Origin of the sequence: Salinibacter ruber DSM 13855 (assembly GCF_000013045.1) — a bacterium.
GTDB classification, from domain to species: Bacteria; Bacteroidota; Rhodothermia; order Rhodothermales; family Salinibacteraceae; genus Salinibacter; species Salinibacter ruber.
This window is the reverse complement of the sequence record NC_007677.1, coordinates 3,141,479-3,161,715: the sequence shown is the minus strand read 5'-3', so window position 1 is coordinate 3,161,715 and position 20,237 is coordinate 3,141,479. Positions and strand designations below refer to the sequence as shown.

15 protein-coding genes are annotated in these 20,237 nt (G+C 67.2%); 6 read left to right on the top strand and 9 right to left on the bottom strand.

Annotation, left to right across the window (positions count from 1 at the left end; translation table 11 throughout):
* Positions 1-30: 30 nt before the first annotated feature.
* Positions 31-1,644, bottom strand: coding sequence for an OmpP1/FadL family transporter (locus tag SRU_RS13325; RefSeq protein WP_011405255.1), 1,614 nt, complete (start codon positions 1,642-1,644; stop codon positions 31-33).
* A gap of 81 nt (positions 1,645-1,725) precedes the next feature.
* Positions 1,726-3,117, bottom strand: a complete 1,392-nt coding sequence (locus tag SRU_RS13320; RefSeq protein ID WP_011405254.1) for a hypothetical protein — start codon at positions 3,115-3,117, stop codon at positions 1,726-1,728.
* Positions 3,118-3,532: 415 nt separating this feature from the next.
* On the opposite strand from SRU_RS13320, the gene proS reads away from it, so the two are divergent.
* The 5 genes from proS to SRU_RS13295 all read left to right on the top strand — a co-directional run bounded on the left by proS (position 3,533) and on the right by SRU_RS13295 (position 10,129).
* Entirely contained in the window at positions 3,533-5,005 is a 1,473-nt protein-coding gene (gene proS, locus SRU_RS13315) for a proline--tRNA ligase (protein ID WP_118827359.1), read from the top strand.
* Positions 5,006-5,158: 153 nt separating this feature from the next.
* Positions 5,159-6,370 carry a DUF3667 domain-containing protein gene (locus tag SRU_RS13310; RefSeq protein ID WP_103015861.1) on the top strand — a complete coding sequence of 404 codons (1,212 nt, stop codon included), beginning with the start codon at positions 5,159-5,161 and terminating at the stop codon, positions 6,368-6,370.
* Between the two features lie 36 nt (positions 6,371-6,406).
* Positions 6,407-7,108, top strand: coding sequence for a hypothetical protein (locus tag SRU_RS13305; RefSeq protein WP_118827358.1), 702 nt, complete (start codon positions 6,407-6,409; stop codon positions 7,106-7,108).
* 151 nt (positions 7,109-7,259) lie between these two features.
* Positions 7,260-9,773, top strand: coding sequence for a TonB-dependent receptor (locus SRU_RS13300; RefSeq protein WP_164923666.1), 2,514 nt, complete (start codon positions 7,260-7,262; stop codon positions 9,771-9,773).
* A 44-nt stretch (positions 9,774-9,817) separates the two neighbouring features.
* A complete protein-coding gene (locus SRU_RS13295; protein ID WP_011405249.1) occupies positions 9,818-10,129 on the top strand; it encodes an ArsR/SmtB family transcription factor in 312 nt (103 codons plus the stop codon).
* 34 nt (positions 10,130-10,163) lie between these two features.
* Here the strand turns inward: SRU_RS13295 and SRU_RS13290 are convergent, their stop codons facing one another.
* The 7 genes from SRU_RS13290 to nagB all read right to left on the bottom strand — a co-directional run bounded on the left by SRU_RS13290 (position 10,164) and on the right by nagB (position 18,192).
* Positions 10,164-11,168, bottom strand: coding sequence for a sugar phosphate isomerase/epimerase family protein (locus SRU_RS13290; RefSeq protein ID WP_011405248.1), 1,005 nt, complete (start codon positions 11,166-11,168; stop codon positions 10,164-10,166).
* 46 nt (positions 11,169-11,214) lie between these two features.
* Entirely contained in the window at positions 11,215-11,619 is a 405-nt protein-coding gene (locus SRU_RS13285) for a hypothetical protein (RefSeq protein WP_164923665.1), read from the bottom strand.
* A 53-nt stretch (positions 11,620-11,672) separates the two neighbouring features.
* Positions 11,673-12,626 carry a Gfo/Idh/MocA family protein gene (locus SRU_RS13280; RefSeq protein ID WP_164923738.1) on the bottom strand — a complete coding sequence of 318 codons (954 nt, stop codon included), beginning with the start codon at positions 12,624-12,626 and terminating at the stop codon, positions 11,673-11,675.
* 76 nt (positions 12,627-12,702) lie between these two features.
* The gene (locus tag SRU_RS13275; RefSeq protein WP_237701755.1) at positions 12,703-13,476 is read right to left on the bottom strand and encodes a 3-keto-disaccharide hydrolase; all 774 of its coding nucleotides are present in this window, start codon (positions 13,474-13,476) and stop codon (positions 12,703-12,705) included.
* A gap of 107 nt (positions 13,477-13,583) precedes the next feature.
* Positions 13,584-14,759, bottom strand: coding sequence for a Gfo/Idh/MocA family protein (locus SRU_RS13270; RefSeq protein ID WP_118827353.1), 1,176 nt, complete (start codon positions 14,757-14,759; stop codon positions 13,584-13,586).
* Between the two features lie 386 nt (positions 14,760-15,145).
* The gene (locus SRU_RS13265; RefSeq protein WP_164923664.1) at positions 15,146-16,114 is read right to left on the bottom strand and encodes a sugar phosphate isomerase/epimerase family protein; all 969 of its coding nucleotides are present in this window, start codon (positions 16,112-16,114) and stop codon (positions 15,146-15,148) included.
* 110 nt (positions 16,115-16,224) lie between these two features.
* Complete coding sequence (gene nagB / locus SRU_RS13260) at positions 16,225-18,192, bottom strand: glucosamine-6-phosphate deaminase (protein ID WP_118827352.1); 1,968 nt, start codon at positions 18,190-18,192, stop codon at positions 16,225-16,227.
* A gap of 254 nt (positions 18,193-18,446) precedes the next feature.
* Here nagB and SRU_RS13255 point away from each other — a divergent pair, with 254 nt between their 5' ends.
* Positions 18,447-20,180 (top strand): GMC family oxidoreductase, encoded by a 1,734-nt coding sequence (locus SRU_RS13255; protein ID WP_011405241.1) that lies wholly within the window; start codon positions 18,447-18,449, stop codon positions 20,178-20,180.
* The last annotated feature ends 57 nt before the right edge of the window (positions 20,181-20,237 follow it).

The window sequence follows — 20,237 nt, the reverse complement described above, 5'->3', positions numbered from 1 at the left end:
GCGATATGTGCTGCCGGCGGACGGGTCCGCTCAGAACGAGTAGCGAAAACCCACCCGAATCTGGTTCCGGACGACGTCCTCGTCGATGACCGGAACGTCAATCGGTTCGGACTCGCCGGGGGGCGTCACGCTTGCGTAGGGGAGAAACTGATCCGTCGAGCGCTCCTGCATCCAGGCGGCATTCAGGGAAAGGCGCTCGCTCAACTGGACGCCAGCCCCTGCCGACAGAAACAAGCGTGAGCGATCGGTCTCTTCGCCATCGGCCAGGGTGAAGTCAAACCCGCGAGCCCCCGGGCGGTACGCGATCCCGGTCCGTAGAGAGAGGCCGTTTTCCGAACGGTATTCGATGCCGCCCCGCCAGTTCACCACATAGTCGTACTCCTCGAGAGTCTCGTTCGTCACATCGAACTCAGTCTCGTCGGCATCGAGACGTGTCTGGGACCAGTCCACGAACTCCACGTCGGCCGAAATTAGGAACGGGTCGCGCGTGTAGCTCACGCCGGTGCTGAGACGCCACGGGGTTTGCAACTGGTACTGAAATTCCCCGCGGGCGGCGTCTTCGTCGGGGTCGTCCCCGTAGGCCAGCGATCCGTTCCCAAACTCGGTGCGGATAAACGCGTCCGTGAACGTCTCGTCAATGGAGTACCAGGTGGGCGTCTCCACCGTAAACCCCAGCCGGACGTCTTCGGCTGCGTTGGCCGAGAGGCCGAGGCGAAGGTTGAAGCCCGTGAGGTCGGAGGTGAATCGCTCACGGAAGAACATGCTCCGGAAGCCCTCAAGTAGCCGGTCGCCCACGACGACGGAGTACCCGTCGTTAGAGCCAGGGCGGGTCGCCGTTTCCGTCAACTCGTTCTCGAACACGTACGTACCGTACGAGATATTGGCGGCCCCTCCAATCATTACGTCCGGCGCGACCTCGACGGCGCCGGCGAAGCTGAATTCGTTCATGGAGCCGCCCCGCGTTACTGTACCGTCTTGTTGGATGCTTTGGCCTGGGGCGACGGCCTGAAGGAATGGATACTGGTCGTTCTGAAATCGAGAATTGAAAAATTCAACGGCTCCTGCCTGAAAGGCGACAAAGGGGACGACGGGAAAGACATCGATGTTGACGGTGCCGTTGTCCTCCGAGACGTCGAACTCCTCCCCGAATGGCAAAAATGTGTCCGTAATCGAGCTAGAGGAATTTTTACCGCTGTACGTCAACTCGCGGTCGAACGCAGACGTCCGGTTAAAGCCGAGCGCAAAAACGAGCGATCCTCGTTCCGTATCCACGTTGTAGATGCCCGTGAGATGGCCGAGCCGGGCGGTCGCGTTGTCGCCGGTATTCTGGGAGGCAGGCCCGTCGACGAAGATCTGGTAGGTAGATTCATCTCGACTAAGCAGTCCACTGAGGCTCCCGCTGATCTCCGACGCCTGGTAGTACCCGAGGCCCGCCGGGTTGGTGTAGAGGGCACTCGGGTCGGCCCATCCCCCCACGCCGCCGGCGCCGCTCATTCCGGTCGCACGTGTCCCGACCGCCGGAAACCGATTGGAGAAGCGGTACGCATCATCCGCTGTCTGTGCGGCGGCGATGGCGGGCCCCCCCCCGACAAGGCCAACGAGAAAGAGCAGGAGGAGCCGAGAGCAAAACGACCGCGTCGACATAGATCGGGTGTTGCTGTGTGACAGAGCAGGTCTGGGGGCCGAGGAGCCGGGGCGGGGCCGCCGTCCCGGCTGCGAGGTGGACTACTGGTCGTCCTCGTCACTCCGGCTGCTCCGGCTTGATTCCCCACGGTCCGAACGGGAGGACCGCGAGCCCCGGGAGGCCGAAGACGAGCGATCGGAGCGCGACGATTCGGCGCGAGAGGACGACCGTGACGACCGAGAGGTTGACCGCGACCGGGAGCGGTTCACGGACCGGGAGCGCTCAAACGAGAACGGATCGGCCCGATCGGAGAAGCCGACGGTCTCGGACTCAGGGGGGGCCCAGTTCAGCGTGCGATGGGACAGCCGTCGCTCCTGCCGGAGGCGTTTCCGCTTTTGCTCGTAGCGGTCGGTGTCAAGGCGATCTGGGGTGTAACGATCCAGGAGCAGTCGTCTTTCTCCGTCCTCGTCGGAGCGGGAGCCGCGGCTCGATCGGGAGCCCTCGCGGTCCGACTGCCGGCCCGACCGTGCGCGCCTGTTGCCTGAGTCTGAGGACCGCCGTCGCGCCTGGCGGCGGGCGTCCCGGTTCGAGGAACGGCTGGACCGTCGTGCCCCCGCGTCGTCGGCCCGCCGGCTTCGCCGAGCGTCACGCGAGCGGCTTCGAGAAGACCGACCCCGAACCGTACGGTCCCGGTCTATGGTGCGGCGGCCGATGCGTCCGCGCGACGACCGGGCCCGGTCGCTTCGCGGCGAGCGCGCGCGTCGCCCTCGTTCGGTGCGGCTCGATCTTGCGCGACGTGCCTCACGCCGGTCCGACGGACGACGACCAATGCGGCCGTCGGACTCGGCACGGCGGGTGACGACTGCCCGGCGGCCGTTCCGTGATCGCGTGCCCCGTCGGTCGGCGCCCGAGGCGCTTCGTCCGACGGTTCCTCCCCGCGGGCGGTAGTCTCGGCCCCCGGTTGCCTCCTCCGACGTACCTGCAGGATACGGGCTGCCGTAGCTCAGCCCGTAGGCGGGCCCGAAAGAGGAGAATGCGCCATATCGGTACCCGTACAGAGGGCGCCCGAATGGGTCGAGATAAAAGGACCGGTAGTACCGCGGCCGGACGGAAACGTACGGCGTTCCAAAACGGAAGGAAAGCGAAAACGAGGAGCCGTACGGATGGTGGAAAAAGGGATCGTGAAAGAAGGGATCGTAGTGCAGGCCGCTGTACGTCACGCCCCGGTCATAAAAGTGGTAGTTGTATTCGTAGCGTTCGGTCCTGTGCGTCTCGGTCTGCCGACGGGCCCCCCGGCGGTCTTCGCGCCGGTACTCGTCGGCGTACTGCTGCGTGCGCGTCTGCGTCTGCTCGGCGCGCGGCTGCCGATCCGGCGCGTCCACCGTCTTCAGTTGGGTGTAACAGCCCGTGAGGCCAACGGCCAGAACGCTAAGGATGAGAAGAACGCCTACGTGGCGCGGTGTGGAGGGGCGAGACCAATCAACGTATGCCATAGTGGGACACCTTCAGCCGCAGGGGGTTGTTAAAGCGTTTGGGAATGATAACACGTCGCAGAACGCCAAAAGTTGCAGCGGGGACGCCGGATTGCTTGTCTCGTCACGCGGAGGCACGAGGTCCCAGAACTTTTGGTTGGAGGGCTTCGCCCTGTATAGTCGTAGAGACCGACTCGAAAGTAACAAAACCGGTCGGGAGGGGCCGTGACCGCGGGGGGGGAGCGGGTTCTACGAGCGTTGCCCCGACCCCCGGCCCAAAATGCGATCGCCGTGAACACCGCCCCGGCCCGTTGATATCTGTGGAGTGGCATTCCTATATTCAGACCTGCAACATCGACACCCAAAACGGCGGCCGACGTGCGTCGCCTCAAGTGTCCGTCGCTCGTTTTTTACCGGTCCCCAACGCCCCGACGACATGGCAGACGCAGTCACGCCCCGTGATGAAGACTACTCGCAGTGGTACCAGGACGTCGTGCGCAACGGTCAGCTGGCCGAGAACTCCCCCGCCCGTGGGTGCATGATCATCAAGCCCAACGGCATGGCCCTCTGGGAAAACATGCGCGACCAGCTGGACCAGATGTTCAAGGACACGGGCCACCAGAACTACTACTTTCCGCTCTTCATCCCGGAGCGCTACATGGAGCGGGAGGCGGAGCACGTGGAGGGCTTCGCGAAGGAGTGCGCGGTGGTAACCCACTCCCGCCTCACGCAGGACGAAGAGGGCGACCTGGTCCCCGACCCGGAGTCGGAGCTGGGCGAGAACTACATCGTGCGCCCCACCTCCGAGACGATCATCTGGGACACGTACTCGAAGTGGATCCAGTCGTACCGCGACCTGCCGCTGCTCTACAACCAGTGGGCCAACGTCGTCCGGTGGGAGATGCGGCCGCGCCTCTTCCTGCGCACCGCCGAGTTTCTGTGGCAGGAGGGGCATACCGCCCACGCCACGGAGACGGAGGCGGTCGAGGAGGCCGAGCGGATGCTCGATGTCTACACCACGTTCGCCGAGGAGTATATGGCGATGCCGGTGCTCCAGGGGCGGAAGACGGAGAGCGAGCGCTTCCCGGGGGCGGTGGACACCTACTGCATCGAGGCGATGATGCAGGACGGGAAGGCGCTGCAGGCCGGCACGAGCCACTTCCTGGGCCAGAACTTTGCGAAGGCGTTCGACTGTACGTTCACCAATGAGGACAACGAAGAGGAGTACGTGTGGGCCACCTCGTGGGGCGTGTCGACCCGGCTGATCGGGGGCCTCATCATGACCCACTCCGACGACCAGGGCCTCGTGCTGCCCCCCAAGCTGGCGCCGCATCAGGTCGTGATCGTGCCCCTCTTCTTCGACGACGACCAGGAGGGGCCGGTGATGGAGACGTGCGAGCGCCTGCAGGAGAGGCTGGAGGACCACGGCATCCGCGTGAAGATGGATCAGAACCACACGCAGAGCCCGGGCTGGCGCTTCAGCGAGCACGAGCTGCGCGGCGTGCCGCTCCGCCTCGCCATCGGGCCGCGCGACCTGGAGAACGACAACGTGGAGATGGCCCGTCGCGACACGCAGGAGAAGGAGGTGGTGCCGCAGGACGGCATCGCGGAGCGCGTGTCCGACACGCTCGACGACATTCAGCACGCCCTCCACGAACGGGCCCAAGACCGGCAGGCGGACAACACCCGCGTCGTCGAGGACTACGACGCGTTCCGCGAGGTCATCGGGCGTGGCGGCTTCGCCTGGGCCCATTGGGACGGCACGCCGGAGACCGAGGCGCGCATTCAGGAGGAGACCTCCGCGACCATCCGCCTCATCCCCTTCGACCGCGAGGACCACGAGGAGGGAGAAGACATGCTCACGGGCGAGCCGTCCGAGGGCCGCGTGCTCTTCGCGCAGGCGTACTGATTTTCGTATTGCGCAACGCGTATTGCGTGATGAGGTGGCGACGAGAGGACACACGCAATACGACATACGCGGTGCCCGGCTGTAACATTTGCGGGCGTCGTGCGTGAATAATAACGAATTCCCGAGTTCACGCACACGTTTCGCTCGGCCCCCATGAGCGCCCCGCCGCTCGGCTCTGAGTCCGGCCGTCCCGAAGACGATCCCCTGGGAGGCCCCGGCGACGAGGCCCCGTCCGGACAGGCCGCATCGGACCCGGACGAAGCCCGGGCCGCGGCCGAGGACGCCCTGGCGCAGATCGAGGCGATGGCCGACCTCGACGAGGAGCCGGACGTGGAGGCGGCGGATCCGCAGGAGCCCCCGCCCTCCGAGTCGGCGTCCGCCCCGACCGACTCGGGCACATCGCCTTCGTCCGGGGCCCCCGAAGACCAGTGTGAGAACTGCGGCGCGCTCCTGCACGGGCCGTACTGTTCGCAGTGCGGGCAGAAGGCTGCGGAACGGGTCGTGCCCCTCTGGCACATGCTCAATGAGGCGTTGGAGGCCGTCATTGAGCTCGACATGCGGGTACTCTGGACCCTGCCCAAATTCCTGTTCCTGCCCGGCCGGCTCACGAAGGAGTACATCAACGGGCGGCGCAAGCGCTACATCCGCCCCTTCCGGCTGTACCTATTTACCACGTTCGTCCTGTTTACCGTGCTCGCCCTCACCGCCGGAGGCGGGGTGCAGGTGCCCTTCAATCCGCAGATGTCGCCCGCGCAGGCGGACACGGTCCAGGTGGAGACGGGGATGGCCGGGATGGACACGACCGCAGTGGCCTCGGCGCCCTGGTTCTTTGGCAGTCCCGAGCAGCGCGAGCGGTGGGCGCGGTCGTTTCGGCAAAATCCGGGCACGGTGGATGTGCTGTTTGGGGGGGCGGAGACCCAGGCGCGTCTCGAGCCGCTCCTCCGAGCAAAGGTGGCCGAGGCCATCCGGAACCCCCGAGACCTGATCGGGGGCATGATTGATCGGGGGCCCTACGTCATGTTCCTTATGCTGCCCGTCTTTGCCTTTCTCCTCAAGCTGCTCTACATCCGGCGGGGGCGTCTCTACGTGGAGCACCTCATCTTCAGTCTCCACCTGCATGCGTTCGCCTTTTTCGCCTTCACCGTCGGGATCCTGCTCGGCGAGGTCGAGGCCCCGTGGGTCCAGACCGCCGCGACCTGGGTGGAACTAGCGCCCCTCCTGTACCTCGTCGTCGCGATGGGGCACGTCTACGAGCAAGGACTCATCAAGTCGACGATCAAGGCGTTCCTCCTGCTGCTCGTGTATTCAATTATGCTGCTGATTGGATTCATTCTGCTCGCCCTCGCGGCCGTGGTGTTAATGTAGCGTCCCGATCGCCCGGAATTCCGCCAACGTAGGCATATGTCGCCCCCCAACCCGCTCCCCAATCCCGCTGCCTCCCAGACCGATGCGCCCGGCGGGGTTGGCCTGTGGGCGGCGGTGGCCGTGAGTTACGTGGTGAGCCCCCTCGCCCTGCCCCCGCTGGTATACGGACTGGTGCTGGCCCACGTGGGGGCGTCGTGGGCCGGCGTCGCGTGGGGGGCGGGGATTGGGCTCGTGTTTTTGTCCGTGGTGCCGCTCGTGTACGTGGGCGGGATGCGGCTGCAGGGGCGGATTGCGTCGCTGGAGATCCGGGACCGGACGAAGCGCACCGAGCCGTTCCTCGTGGCGCTGGGGGCCAACGGAGCGGCGCTGGCCGTGGTGCTCGGGATCGACGTCGCGGGGCGGGGGCTGCTGGCGGCGCTGGTGGCGTGCCACGCCCTCAACACGACCCTCCTCGTTCTCATTACCACCCGCTGGAAAATCTCGGTGCACTGCGCGTCGGTGGCCGGGGCGGTGTCGACCCTCGCGTTCGTTCACAGGCATGTGCCCGGGCGGGTCCTCGATGCGGGCCCTGCAGGAGCCGCCGTGCTGGCCGGCGGGGCGGGCCTGACGGGGCTCGTGCTTTGGGCGCGTGTGCGGAGCCGGGCCCACACCCCGGCCCAGGCCGCGGCGGGAACGGGAATGGGGCTCGTGGCGCCCTACCTAGAGCTGGTCGCCTTGTCGGGCGCGATCGGGGTGTGAGCGGCGAAGCGCGGGAGTTGGATCACACCGCATTGTTTCGTTTCTTAACAAATGCGCCCACCGGCCCCCTCGCTGTTTCGTATCATCGTTTTCCTGCACCCTCTGACGGACCGATACGGCACGCCCTGGCTCACCGACCGCACTCTCGCCCATGCGCCTGTACCGCGTTTTGATTCTTGCGGCCTGTTGTTGGCCCTTGGGGGCCGCGCCTGCTCACGCCCAGACCTGGGGCACCGTCACGGGCACCGTTACGGACTCGGTGCAAGGAGCGCCCCTGCCGGGCGTAACGGTCCTGGTGGAGGGCACCGACTTCGGCACGGCCACCAGTGCCGACGGCCGCTACCGCCTGGAGCTTCCCACGGGCCGCTACACGCTCCGGTTCTCGGCGGTTGGCTTTGCGACGCGCGTCGACTCGGTCACGGTGGCGGAGGGGACGACGCAGCTCGACGCAACCCTGGCCTCCACCGTCTTGAAGATGGACGAGCTAACGGTGACGGACGGGGCCGTCCCCAACCGGCCCGGTGTCTACAAGGTCGACCCGGCCGACGTGCAGAACATGCCCACGCCCTTCAAAGACGGCTTCCGGGCCCTCAAGACCACGCCGGGAGTGGCGACCAACAACGAGCTGACCCAGCAGTATTCGGTGCGCGGCGGGGGGTACAACGAGAACCTCGTCTTCATCAACGGCTTTGAGATTTTCTTCCCCTTCCGGCCCCGGCAGGGGGAGCAGGAGGGGATGGGCCTGTTGAACCCGGCCCTGGCCTCGGACATCACGTTCTACACGGGCGGCTTTCCGCCCGAGTACGGGGGCAAGCTCTCCTCCGCGCTTGACGTGCAGTACGTCCGCCCCGAGAGTGACCCCCTGAGCGGGTCGGTCGACCTCTCCACGCTCGACGCCAGCGCGCACCTTCAGTCGTCGGCCCTCGGGGGCGATCTCGGGTGGGGGTTCGGGATGCGGCGGGCGCAGCCCGGCCGGTTTTTTGGAACGCAGGACCTGAAGGGCGACTACAGCCCCCGCTTCACCGACCTGCAGGGCACGGTGTCCTACCGGTTCTCCGATCGCGTCTCGGTAGAGGCCCTCGGCATCTGGGCCGACAATACCTTCGACCTGGAGCCGGAGGAACGGACCACCTACTTCGGGGTCATCAGCCTCGATCCGGAGCGGCCCTCCGACTTCAAGGCGCTCCGGGCCAGCCTAAACGGGGCCCGCACGGACGGATACACCACCACGTTTGGGGGCGTGCGGCTCCACACGGACCTCTCCGACCGGCTTAAGCTGGCGCACGATTTTGCCTATTTCGGAACGCGGGAGACCGAGAGCTTCGACATCCAGAGCGACCGACGGGTGTGCCAGGTCAACCCCACGGGCGGAGACAACCCGTCAAACTGCACCAGCGTGCTCCAGGGGGAGTCTACGGTGACCCGGTTTGCCGATAACTCCGTGGAGGTGCGGCGTCGGACCGGACGGGGGCGCTACGAATGGGACCTCGACCGACAGACGCTGAAGGGCGGCTGGCACCTGCGCGGCCTCCACTTCGACGACAACCTCAATGAGCGGACCACGATCGACGGTCGGGTGGAAGACGGCCAAGACTCTACGCTGGTCGACCGGCTCGACGACAGCGCGACATTCGACGAGTACCAGTTTGGGGCCCACCTCCAGGACGCCGTGGATGTGCTCCCCACCGACGGCCGCCTCACCATCACGGGCGGGGTGCGGGCCGACTACTTCTCGTTTAACGACGAGTGGACGGTCTCCCCTCGCCTGTCGGGCCGCTTCGTGGCCACCGACCGTCTCACCCTCACGGGGGCCTGGGGCATCTATCACCAGAAGCCGACCTACCGGGAGCTTCGGGGCACCCCGACGGACACCGCGTCGATCCGGGGCACGCTGGACCAAAACCGAGACATCCGGTCGCAACGGTCGGTGCAGTACGTATTCGGCGGGGAGTACTTCTTTCCCGATCGGCGGCTGTACCTGCGGGCCGAGGCGTACTACAAAGACCTCGACGACCTGATTTCCTACACCATCGAGGACGTGCGGGTGAACTATTCCGGCGAGAACGACACCTACGGGTACACTTACGGGGTGGACTTTCAGCTTCGGGGCGAACTCGTCCCGGGCCTGGAGAGTTGGTTCAACTACAGCTACCTGGTCTCCCGCGAGCGGTTCACGGACGCGGCGCTGGAGCGGTACGCGGCCCAGGCGCCGACGGGGTTCTCCGACGAGTTTCGGGAAAACCGAACGGGCCTCCTGCCCCGCCCCGCCGATCAGCGCCACACCTTTTCGGCGTTTGTGCAGGACTACGTGCCGGGGGACAAGTCCTGGAAGGTGCACATGCGCCTGCTCTACGGCAGTGGGCTGCCGTACACCCCCACCAGTCCAGGGCCGAAAACCCCGGGCGGGGCCGAGACCCGCATTCCGGGCGACCGGATGAGCGGACGGCTCCCGGCCTACCGGCGCGTGGACGTGGGGGCGACCAAGCGCATCGAGCTGGTCCAAAACGGAATCGGCGGGCCCGTCCACCTGGAGCTCACGCTCGAAGTGCTCAACCTCTTCGACATGGACAACACCGTCGACTACAGCTGGACGCAGGGCTATGAGCGCGTGCCCAAGCGCCTGACCCCGCGGACCCTGAACGCACGCCTCCACCTCACCTTTTAGCCCCGTTTCCCGAAGCGCGTCCGTTTTGTTTTCGCACCCAGCTCATGGATCGTCCCCTGCTTCCGCCCGACGACATTAAGCCCGTGGCGCGCCGGTTCGACGTGCTCGGCGCACCGGCACGGCTCCGGCTGCTCAGCGCACTGCACGCAACGGGGGAGCAGACGGTCGGCGAACTGGTGGAGGCGACCGGCATCCGGCAGTCCAACGTCAGCAAGCACCTGAGCCTGATGGCGGAGGAGGGGCTGCTGGCGCGGCGGCGCGACGGCGTGCACGTCTACTACGCGCTCGACGACCCCACGCTGGGGGCCCTCTGCATGCTCGTGTCCCGCCGCCTGCGCGAGGAGGACGGGCGGTAGCGCGACGTGGCCGCTGCGTGGGGGCAGGCGGGGACTATCCCTCCCCGAACGCCTCCTCGAATCCGGCGTCGGCGGGCGGGAAGTCGACGGCGCGGACCCGCCCGAGGGCCTCCGCGGCCCCGTGCTCCCGCTCCATGCCACTGTCCTCCCACTCGATGGAGAGGGGCCCGGTGTAGCCGATTCGGTTGAGGCGACGAATGATCGCCTCAAAGTCGATCTTGCCGCGGCCAATGGAGCGGAAGTCCCAGTACCGGTCCTCGTGCCCGAACGGGAGGTGCCCGCCGAACACGCCGGCGGGCTGCCGGTCGTCGGCCCACCAGACGTCTTTCATATGGACGTGGTCGATGCGGTCGGCACACCGGTCCAGAAAGGCGAGGTAGTCGGCGCCCTGGTAGCCAAAGTGGCTGGGGTCGTAGTTGAAGCCGAACGCCGAGTGGCCGTCGAGGGCGTCGAGCGTGCGCCGGGCCGTGCTGAGGTCGAACGCAATTTCGGTGGGGTGCACCTCCAGGGCGAACTGCACGCCCGCGTCCGCGAAGGCGTCGAGGATGGGCGTCCACTGATCGGCGAAGGCCTCGTACCCCTCGTCGATCATCGACTGCGGGGTGGGCGGAAAGGCGTACAGCAGGTGCCAGACGGGGGAGCCGGTGAAGCCGGTCACCACGTCCACCCCGAGCGCACTCGCCGCCGCGGCGGTGCGCTTCAGCTCCTCGATGGCGCGCCGCGTCACGCCGTCGGGGTCGCCGTCGCCCCACACGCGCTCCGGCAGCACGTCCTCGTGGCGCTCGTCGATGCGGTCGCTCACGGCCTGGCCCACCAGGTGCTGACTGAGGGCCCAGACGTCCAGGTCGTGCGCCGCTAGTCGGTCGCGCTTGTTGCGGACGTAGCCGTCTTCGTTTGCGGCCCGTGCGGGATCGAAGTGGTCGCCCGCACAGGCCAGTTCCAGGCCGTCGTAGCCCCAGCCCGCGGCCTTTTCGGCGAGGGGGGTGAGGGGCATGTCGGCCCACTGTCCGGTGAAGAGGGTGACGGGGCGGTAGGACATCGGGACAAGGGCATGAGCGAGGAAGGACGACGGGGACGCCGGGGCGCTACAGCGACCACTCCCCGCGGTAGTTCCGGCGCAGGTACTGCTCCGCCGCCGGCGCGTTGGGGATGGCCATCGAGCGCGGGTCGTACCGCACCGGGGCGCCGGCCTGGAGGGCCACCACCCCCAGAAGGAGCGTTTCCGTCAGCGGGGCCGCGTAGTCGAAGGGACACGTCGCCTCGGCCCGCCCTTTGCAGGCCTCCACCCAGTTCATCTGATGGCTCGTGCCGACCCGGGGCAGCTGCCGAGGGGCATCGCTGTGCTGGGCCTCCAGTTCCTTGGGGTAGAGGCGCGGGTTGCGGCCGTAGGTGTCGTGCATCAGAATGCCCTCGTCCCCGACCCAGATTGCGCCGCCCCAGGACGGCGGCGGCCCGTCCTCGTTCGCGCCGAGGTCCCGCACCAGTGGCACGTCGTTCGGGAGGGCCTGCGGGCGAGGCGGCAGCAGGCCGCCGTCGTACCAGGTCAGACGGACCGGATCCCGGCCGCCCCGTCCAAACGTGTAGTGGACCGTCTCGGCGGTGGGCCAGGAGACCCGCTCGTCGCCGTCCCGGCCGAAGGCGTTCGACGAGCCCCACACCTCCGTCGGGGCCCCCAGGTCGAGCGCCCACATCGCGTGGTCGATGAGGTGCGCCCCCATGTCGCCGAGCGCGCCGGTGCCGTAGTCGACCCATCCCGCCAGTCGAACGGATGGTAGGCCTCGTGGTAGGGCACCTCCGGGGCTGGGCCCAGGAAGAGGTCCCAGTTGACCGCATCGGGGATGGGCATCGAGCCTTCTGGACGAGAGACGCCCTGCGGCCACCAGCTGGCCGGGCGGTCGGTCCAGGCGTGAATCTCGTGCACCGTGCCGATGGCCCCGTCCCACACCCACTCAATCGCGCGACGCCCGTCCGGATGGGTGTGCCCCTGATTGCCCATTTGGGTTACGACGTCCATCGCGTCGGCCGTTTCCATCAGCGTCCGTGCCTCCCGGACGGTTCGGGTCAGCGGCTTCTCGACGTAGACGTGCAGTCCGCGCTTCATCGCCTCCTGCGCGGCGACGGCGTGGAGGTGGTCCGGGGTCGAGATGACGACCCCGTCGATTTCGTCTTCCAGGTCGTCGAACATGCGGCGGTAGTCGGCGTAGCGCTCGGCCTGCTCGTACGCCTCGTGCAGGGCCCCGAGCCCGTCCGCCACGTTGCCGTCGCCGTCGCGCAGCGACTGGTCGACGTGGTCGAAGTCGATGTCGCAGATGGCGACGATGTTCTCGCTCGTCATCGCGTTCATGTTACTGGTGCCCCGTCCCCCGACGCCGATGCCCGCGATGTTGAGGGTGTCGCTCGGGGGCTGGTGGCCGGCGCCGCCCAAAACGGAGCGGGGCACCACACTGAGGCCCGCGGCGGTCAGGGCCGATCCTTTCAAAAACGTGCGTCGGTCCATCGTGTCGGCGTTTTTACTGTATCGGTGGTTGTGGCGGAACGGTCGTCGTGGCAGGGGGGCTCCCGGACAGGGGGCGCTAGAGCTCCTTGATCTTGATGTTGCGGAAGTGGGCCGTCGTTCCGTGGTCCTGAAGGCCAATGTGTCCCTCCCGCGCGTCTCCGAACTCCGGGTGGGTCCGAAACTTGCTGTCGCGAATCATCCGGTACCAGCCGGGGGTCCACGTCTCGTACTCCAGCACCTTCTGGCCGTTGAGCCAGTGCTCAACGTGGCCGCCCTCGACGACGATCATGACGTCCTGCCACTCCCCGTGGCCGGAGAACGTCTGGGGATCGGCCGGGATCAGGTCGTAGAGCGATCCGGCCTTTCGGTTGCCGTTTTCGCCCCGGCCTGCGTCCGGGTGATTGGCGTTGTCCAGGATCTGCATCTCCGGGGCCGACCAGTAGATGGGCTGGTCCGGCTGCTCGATGGCGCGGTAAAAGATGCCGCTGTTGCCGCCCTCGGAGATCTTCCACTCCAGCTTGAGGACGAAGTCCCCGTACGTCTCGGTCGTGATGATGTCGCCCCCCGATCCGCTCACGCCCCCGCCGGCGCCCTCGATGGTGAGGACCCCGTCCTCGATTGTCCAGCCGGTGTCGGGGAAGTCCTCGTCGTTGTAGCCGCGCCATCCTGCGGCCGTCTCCCCGTCGAACAGCAGCGTCCAGCCGTCGGCCCGCTCCGCCGGCGTCAGTGTATTGGGGGCGTCCATCTCCTGGGCGCTCGCGGGGGCGGTTAGAAGGAGGGCGGACGAGAGTGCGATAAGGATCGTGGCTGCGCGCATCGTGCGTCCGGTCATGGGGGGCAGTACAGTCATGGTGGGCAGTACAAGGGTCGTGAAACGAAAACCGTGTATGCGTTCGGGCTTCGATCCGACCCGGCCGGTCGACGGCCGGAGGGAAATGCGAAGCGAAATATGAGGAATTATGTGCGCGGGGGCGTGTAGCTGGCGTCGACCCAGGCCTCCTGCTCGCTGCTTTCGAGGGCGGTTTCGATGAAGTGGACGCCGGCGGCCCCATCCTGCACCGTCGGGAAGTCTCGGGCCCACGGCTCGGGTTCCACGCCGGCCTCGTGGGCCGCGATGGCGTGGGCCGCGCTCCGGTAGAGGTTGGCGAAGGCCTCGATGAAGCCCTCGGGGTGGCCCTGCGGGGTGCGGACGAACGGCTGCACCGAATCGGCGAGGGAGGCGCGGCCGTGGCTATAGATTTGTTGCGGGGCCTCGCCGTTGATGTCGGTGAGGAGGGTCAGCCGATGCGGGTCCTCCTGGCGCCAGTCGAGCCCGGCCTCCGTCCCGTAGACGCGCAGGCGGAGGTTGTTTTCCTCCCCGGCCGAGATCTGCGAGACGTGAATGAGGCCGCGCACGCCCCCTTCGTAGCGGGCCAGGATGCTGGCGTCGTCGTCCACCGGGCGTCCCTCCACGACCGTTCCCACGTCGGCACACATGCGCTCCAGCGACAGGCCGGTCACGTACCGGGCCAGGTGCTCGGCGTGGGTCCCGATGTCGCCCAGCGCGCCGGCGCCGGCCTTGTCCGGGTCGGTGCGCCACGAGGCCTGCTTGTTGCCCTCCGCCTCGAGCCGCCGGTTCAGCCAGCCCTGCGGGTACTCCACTACGATCTTGCGCAGGGCGCCGAGGCGGCCCTGTTCTACGAGCGCCCGGGCCTGCTTCACCAGCGGGTAGCCGGCGTAGTTGTGGGTAAGGCAGAACACCACGTCCTGCTCGTCGACGCGCCGACACAGGTCCTCGGCGTCCTCGAGGGTGGTGGTCATCGGCTTGTCGCAGATGACGTGGAAGCCCCGGTCGATGAAGGTGCGGGCCACGTCGTGGTGCAGGAAGTTGGGCGTGACGATGGAGACGACGTCGATGCCGTCGGGCCGCTCGGCCTCCGCGTCGGCCATCTCCTCGTAGGTGTCGTAGACCCGATCGGGGTCGAGGTGCAGGTTGTCGCCCTGCTCCCTGGATTTTTCGGGCGAGGAGGAGAAGGCCCCGGCGACGAGATTCATCTCGCCGTCGAGGGCGGCGGCGGAGCGGTGCACGGCGCCGATGAAGGCCCCGGGCCCGCCCCCCACCATGCCGTAGCGAATCGTGCGATTGAGGGCCATGAGGGAAAGGGAGGTGAGTGAAGCGAGTGTCCTCGAGAGGGGAGGAAGAAGGGGGAAGCGTCCCGCCCTGCCCGACGTCCCGCAGCGTTGCTTCGGCAACCGGCGTCTTCGTGGGAGGTGGCGAGACTGTGGGAGGTGACGAGACAGAGGGAGCGAGAAATCAGTGCGGAGGGATCCGCGCGCAGCGAAGCGGAGTGCGCCCCCGAGACGACGGGCACCGACGCCCGGCCATGCATCGCCCGGTCAGAAGTCGTACGTCATCCCGTCAATCTCAAACGCCAAGCGTATCGTCGCACAGGGGGGCGCGTGTCTTGCGGGCGGCCGGCGCGAGATGGGCCCGGATTTGAAGGCCCCGCAGGCGGTCCGCTCGCTCCTTGCTTGGCTGTTCAGGTATATTCACTTTCGAGCTGGCCGCGCACGTCCATCAGAAGCTGTTTCGTTGCCCGAATGCCCGCCCGCTCGCTCAGCCCGTCGCCCTCGTACTCGATGCCCACGTGGCCCCGATACCCCGCGTCGAGCACGATGCTCATTAGCTTTGTGTAGTCGAGGGTTGCCTCCCGTCCCCGGTCATCGAAGCCGTACGCCTTCGCGCTGATGGCCTGTGCGTGGGGCATGAGGTCGCGGACGCCCTCGTACGGGTCGTACGACGTTCCCTCGCGGATCTGCCAGTTGCCGAAGTCCGGGAGCGTGCCGCAGCGCTCGTGGTCGACCTCGTTCATCACGCCGGCGAGCCACTCGCCGTCGGACGAGAGGCCGCCGTGGTTCTCGACGAGCACGTTGATGTCCCGCTCGGCGGCAAACTCGGTGAGGCGACGGAGCCCGTCTGCCGCCCGCTTTTGCTGCTCGGCGGGCGCCCCCTCGCCCATCGTCTCTGCGTTTACGCGAATCGAGTGGCACCCGAGCATGGCGGCGGCCTCGACCCACTTGTGGTGGTTTTCGACGGCGGTCGTTCGCTCCGCGGCGTCCGGGTGTCCGAGGGCGCCCTCCCCGTCGCACATGATGAGCAGGCCCTGCACGCCCGCGTCTTCGGCGCGCGTCTTCATTGTCTGCAGGTACTGTGCGTCCGTCGCCCGGTCCATAAAGAACTGGTTGACGTACTCGACCGCCCCGATGTCGAACGCCTCACGGGCCGTGCGGGCGAAGTCGAGCGGGTCGAGGTCGCCGTCGAAGAGGGCCCGGTGGAGGGACCACTGCGCAAGGGAGATCCGGTAGAGAGGCCCGCTCCCCGCGGCAGCCCTTCCGCTTCGGGCCGTGTCGGGGGCGCGGGCGGAGGCCGGCCCGCCCGCGGGAAGGGCGGTGCCGAGGGCCAGGGCGGCGGAGGTTTTCAGGAACGCGCGTCGGCTCGAAGCAGGCATGGGGACGCAATTCTGATCGAGGGAGCACCGGGGGCGGCTACGCCGCGTCGGGGCGACGGCCGAGTCGTGCTTGTTTGCTTCGGGGCGGGGCGGCAGGGACGCGGGGCATATCAGGGCATGTCGTAGGTCGTCACGAACGCCTCGGCGGCGTAGAATTCCGGGAGCCCGAGGCCGTTCAGGGCGTCGGCGGTGTCGCGGTTGCGGTCGCGGGCCCGTTCCCAAAATTCGCGGTCGTCGTAGGCGCCCGGAAACATCGCCCGGTCCTTCTGGCTCTCGTGCTTGAAGATGGCTTCGACCTTGCGGTCGAGATCCGCCTTGGAGAGCGGCACGAACACGTCGGCCTCGTGGAGCGGCCACTCCTGCCAGGCCCCACGGTAGAGCCACACGAGGGGCTGAGGACGGGGGGTCTCGTTCGCCGTGGGGGCCTCGCCATTGGCGCCCGCCGGCACGGTGGCCTCGTCGTTGTACTGGCGGAGGGCCTCCTTGATGGCCTTGTAGCACATTCGGTGCGTGCCGTGGGGGTCCGAGAGGTCGCCGGCCACGAAAATGTGGGTGGGCTCGACCTCCGTGAGCAGGTCGTGCACCACGTCCACGTCGTCCTCCGTAATCGGATCCTTGCGGACGCGCCCCGTCTTGTAGAAGGGCATGTCTAGGAACTCGGCGTGGTCGGCGTCCAGGCCCATGACCTCGATCGCCGCGATCGCCTCGCCGTACCGGATGTGGGCCTTGAGGGTTTGCACCGCCGACGGGTCCACCTCCGCCGGGTCCTTCTCGGCAAAAAAGGTTTCGATCTCCTCGCGCCGGTTGCGGAAGCCCGACAGGTCCTCGGGGCTCATGTTGAGCGCGTCGCTGCTGAGGCCGATAAAGCGGAGGTAGCGGCGCACGTCGGCGTCGAAGACGGCCACCGACCCATTCGTCATGTACGAGACGGTGATGTCGTTGCCGTTGGACACGAGCTTGTCGAACATGCCCCCCATCGAGATGACGTCGTCGTCCGGGTGCGGGCTGAAGATGAGGACGCGCTCGTCGGAGAGCAGGTTTTCGCGGTAGGTGATGCGCTGGCGCAGGTCCTCGAAGACCTCCCGGGCCAGATCGTCGACGTCGTCGTAGCGGTGAACCAGGCTGTGGAGCTGGTTCTGGTAGTAGTCAGACGCCTCGAGGCGGGGGATCGGGGTGTCGAGCGTCTCGGACAGCCAAATGACGGCGCGCTTGGCCTTCTGGTCGGTCCAGTCGACCTCGCGGACGCGCCACGGCATCTTCTCCCGCGTGAGTTCGCCCGCGGCCGCCCGGTCGAGATAGAAGGTCGCGTTGGGGTGGTCCTGCAGGTAGCTGGCCGTCACCTCGCGGGAGGGGGGCTTCTCCACCGCCCGCTTCACGATGGGGGCCTTGTGCTCCCCCGTGGCCATGAGCACAATCTCGTCGCAGTCGAGGATGGTGCCCACGCCCATCGTGATCGCCTCCTGGGGCACGTTGGCCTCCCCAAAGAAGTCGCTCGCGGCGTCCTTGCGCGTGATCTCGTCGAGGATCACCTGGCGGGTGCGCGTCTGCCGCCCGGAGCCCGGCTCGTTGAAGCCCACGTGGCCGGAGCGCCCGATGCCGAGCAGCATAAGGTCGATTCCGCCGGCCTTTTCGATCTCGTGCTCGTACTCCACGCAGTGGCGCTCCACGGCGTCCGGCGGAATGTCGCCGCGGGGAATGTGAATCTGGTCTGCCGGGATGTTGACGTGGTTGAAGAAGTTCTCGTCCATGAACCGGTGGTAGCTCTGCAGGCTGCTCGGGTCCATGGGGTAGTACTCGTCGAGGTTGAACGTCACCACGTTCGAGAAGTCGAGCCCGTCCTCCCGGTGCATGCGGATGAGCTCCTGGTACACGCCGATGGGGGTGGACCCGGTCGGCAGGCCAAGAACCGCCTGCTGGTCGACGGCCTGCCGTTCCTCAATTAGGGTGGCGATGCGCCGGGCCACGCGATGGGCCATCTCGGCCGGATCGTCGAAGATGAGGGTCTCGACCCGTTCGTGTTGCGTGTCGGGCCGGGTGGCCTGTTCGGAGGCGTTGGCCGGAGGGGCGTACGAGTCCATGGCTCGGGGCGGCGGTGGTTCGAGGAGGGAGGAACGCGCGGTGAGACGCAGTGCTCGGACCGTGTATGATAGAAGACGAGACCCGCCGTAACAATATCGAGAGAAGTTCGGGACCGCTTCCAGATTGCACAACGCCCGGAACCGGTTCCAAATTTTGAGACGCCGCCCTGGGCCGGGATATTTGGTTGCGTCTGAATCCACCCCGTGATTACTTTCTGCAAAGCGCATTGCTCTTCCTACGTCTTTTTGCCTGCATGCCGTTTGTTCAGGAAACCCCCGACACCTACGATGTCTGCATTGTTGGCTCCGGCGCGGGGGGCAGCATGGCCGCGAAGGTCCTGGCGGAGGCCGGGGCCAACGTCGTGGTCCTGGAGGCCGGCCCGGAGTGGAGCGTCGAGGAGGACGGGGCGATGTTTGACTGGAACTACTCCTCGCCCCGCCGGGGGGCTTCGACGACGGCGCGTCCCTTTGGGGAGATGGACGCGTGCCTTGGGGGATGGGACATTGAGGGGGAGCCGTACACGACCGCCGAGGACACCAACTGGAACTGGTTCCGGGCCCGGATGCTGGGCGGGCGCACCCACCACTGGGGCCGCATCTCCCTCCGTTTCGGGCCGGACGACTTCAACGGGCGGAGCGTCGACGGCCACGGACAGAACTGGCCCATCGACTACCAGGACCTGAAGCCCTATTACGACCGGGTCGACCGGCTGATTGGCCTCTTCGGGTCGGAGGAGGGATTTTACAACTCCCCCGATGGCATCTTTATGGAGCCCCCCGAGCCCCGCTGCTACGAGAAGTTCATCAAGAGCGGGGCCGAGGACGTTGGGGTGCCGGTCATCCCGTCCCGCCTCTCGATCCTGACCGAGCAGCACAACGGCCGGGCGCCCTGCCACTACTGCGCGCAGTGCAACCGGGGCTGCACGACGCACTCGAACTTCTCGGCGCCGCCGGTGCTGCTGGACCCGGCCCTCCAGACCGGCAACGTGACCCTGATCACCCACGCGATGGCACGGGAGGTGACCACCGACCAGGAGGGGCAGGCCACTGGCGTCTCCTACGTCGACACCCAGAGCCGGCGGGAGCAGAAGGTGAAGGCCGACGTGGTGGTCCTGGCCGCCAGCGCGTGCGAGTCGGCCCGTCTTCTGCTCAACTCCACCTCCCGCCAGCACCCCAACGGCCTGGCCAACTCCAGCGGCGCGGTGGGGCGCTACCTGATGGACTCGACAGGGTCGACCATCATGGGCGTGGCCCCGCAGCTGATGGACCAGCCGGCCCACAACTGCGACGGGGTCGGGGGCATGCATTCCTACATTCCGTGGTGGGCCCACGACCAGGACCTCGACTTTCCACGGGGCTACCACTTCGAGCTGTGGGGCGGGCGCGGGATGCCGGGCTATGGCTTCGGCAGCGGCATCCAAAACCTCAACGCCATGTTTCCCGGCGACGAGGAAACCAAGAAGAAGGGCGGGGGCGGCTATGGCCAGCAGCTCAAGAACGACTACCGGCGCTTCTACGGGGCAACGGTCGGGATGTCCGGGCGGGGCGAGTCGATTGCCCGCCGGGACAACTACTGCGAGATCGACCCGGACGCCCGCGACGAGTACGGCATTCCGGTCCTGCGCTTCCACCACTCCTGGGGGGAGGAGGAGTACCTGCAGGTCAAGCACATGCAGGAGAAGGGGCGAGAGATTCTGCGATCGGCCGGGGCCGAGCCGCTCGGCTCGGTGCCGAGCAAGGAAGACGGCTATGGCATCACCATGCCGGGCGAGATCATCCACGAGGCAGGGGTGACCCGGATGGGGGCGGACCCGGACACCTCGGTGCTCAACGCGCAGTGCCAGGCCCACGACGTGGACAACCTGTTCGTGGCCGACGCCGGGCCGTTCACGTCGATGCCGCACAAGAATCCGACGTGGACGATCCTTGCCCTCTCGATGCGCACCTCCGAGTACATCATCGACCAGCGCAACAAGGGCAACATCTGAGCCGCCTGCGTCCCCGAGAGGGAGGGCGCGCCCGCCGCGCGCCCTTCACCCTGAGCA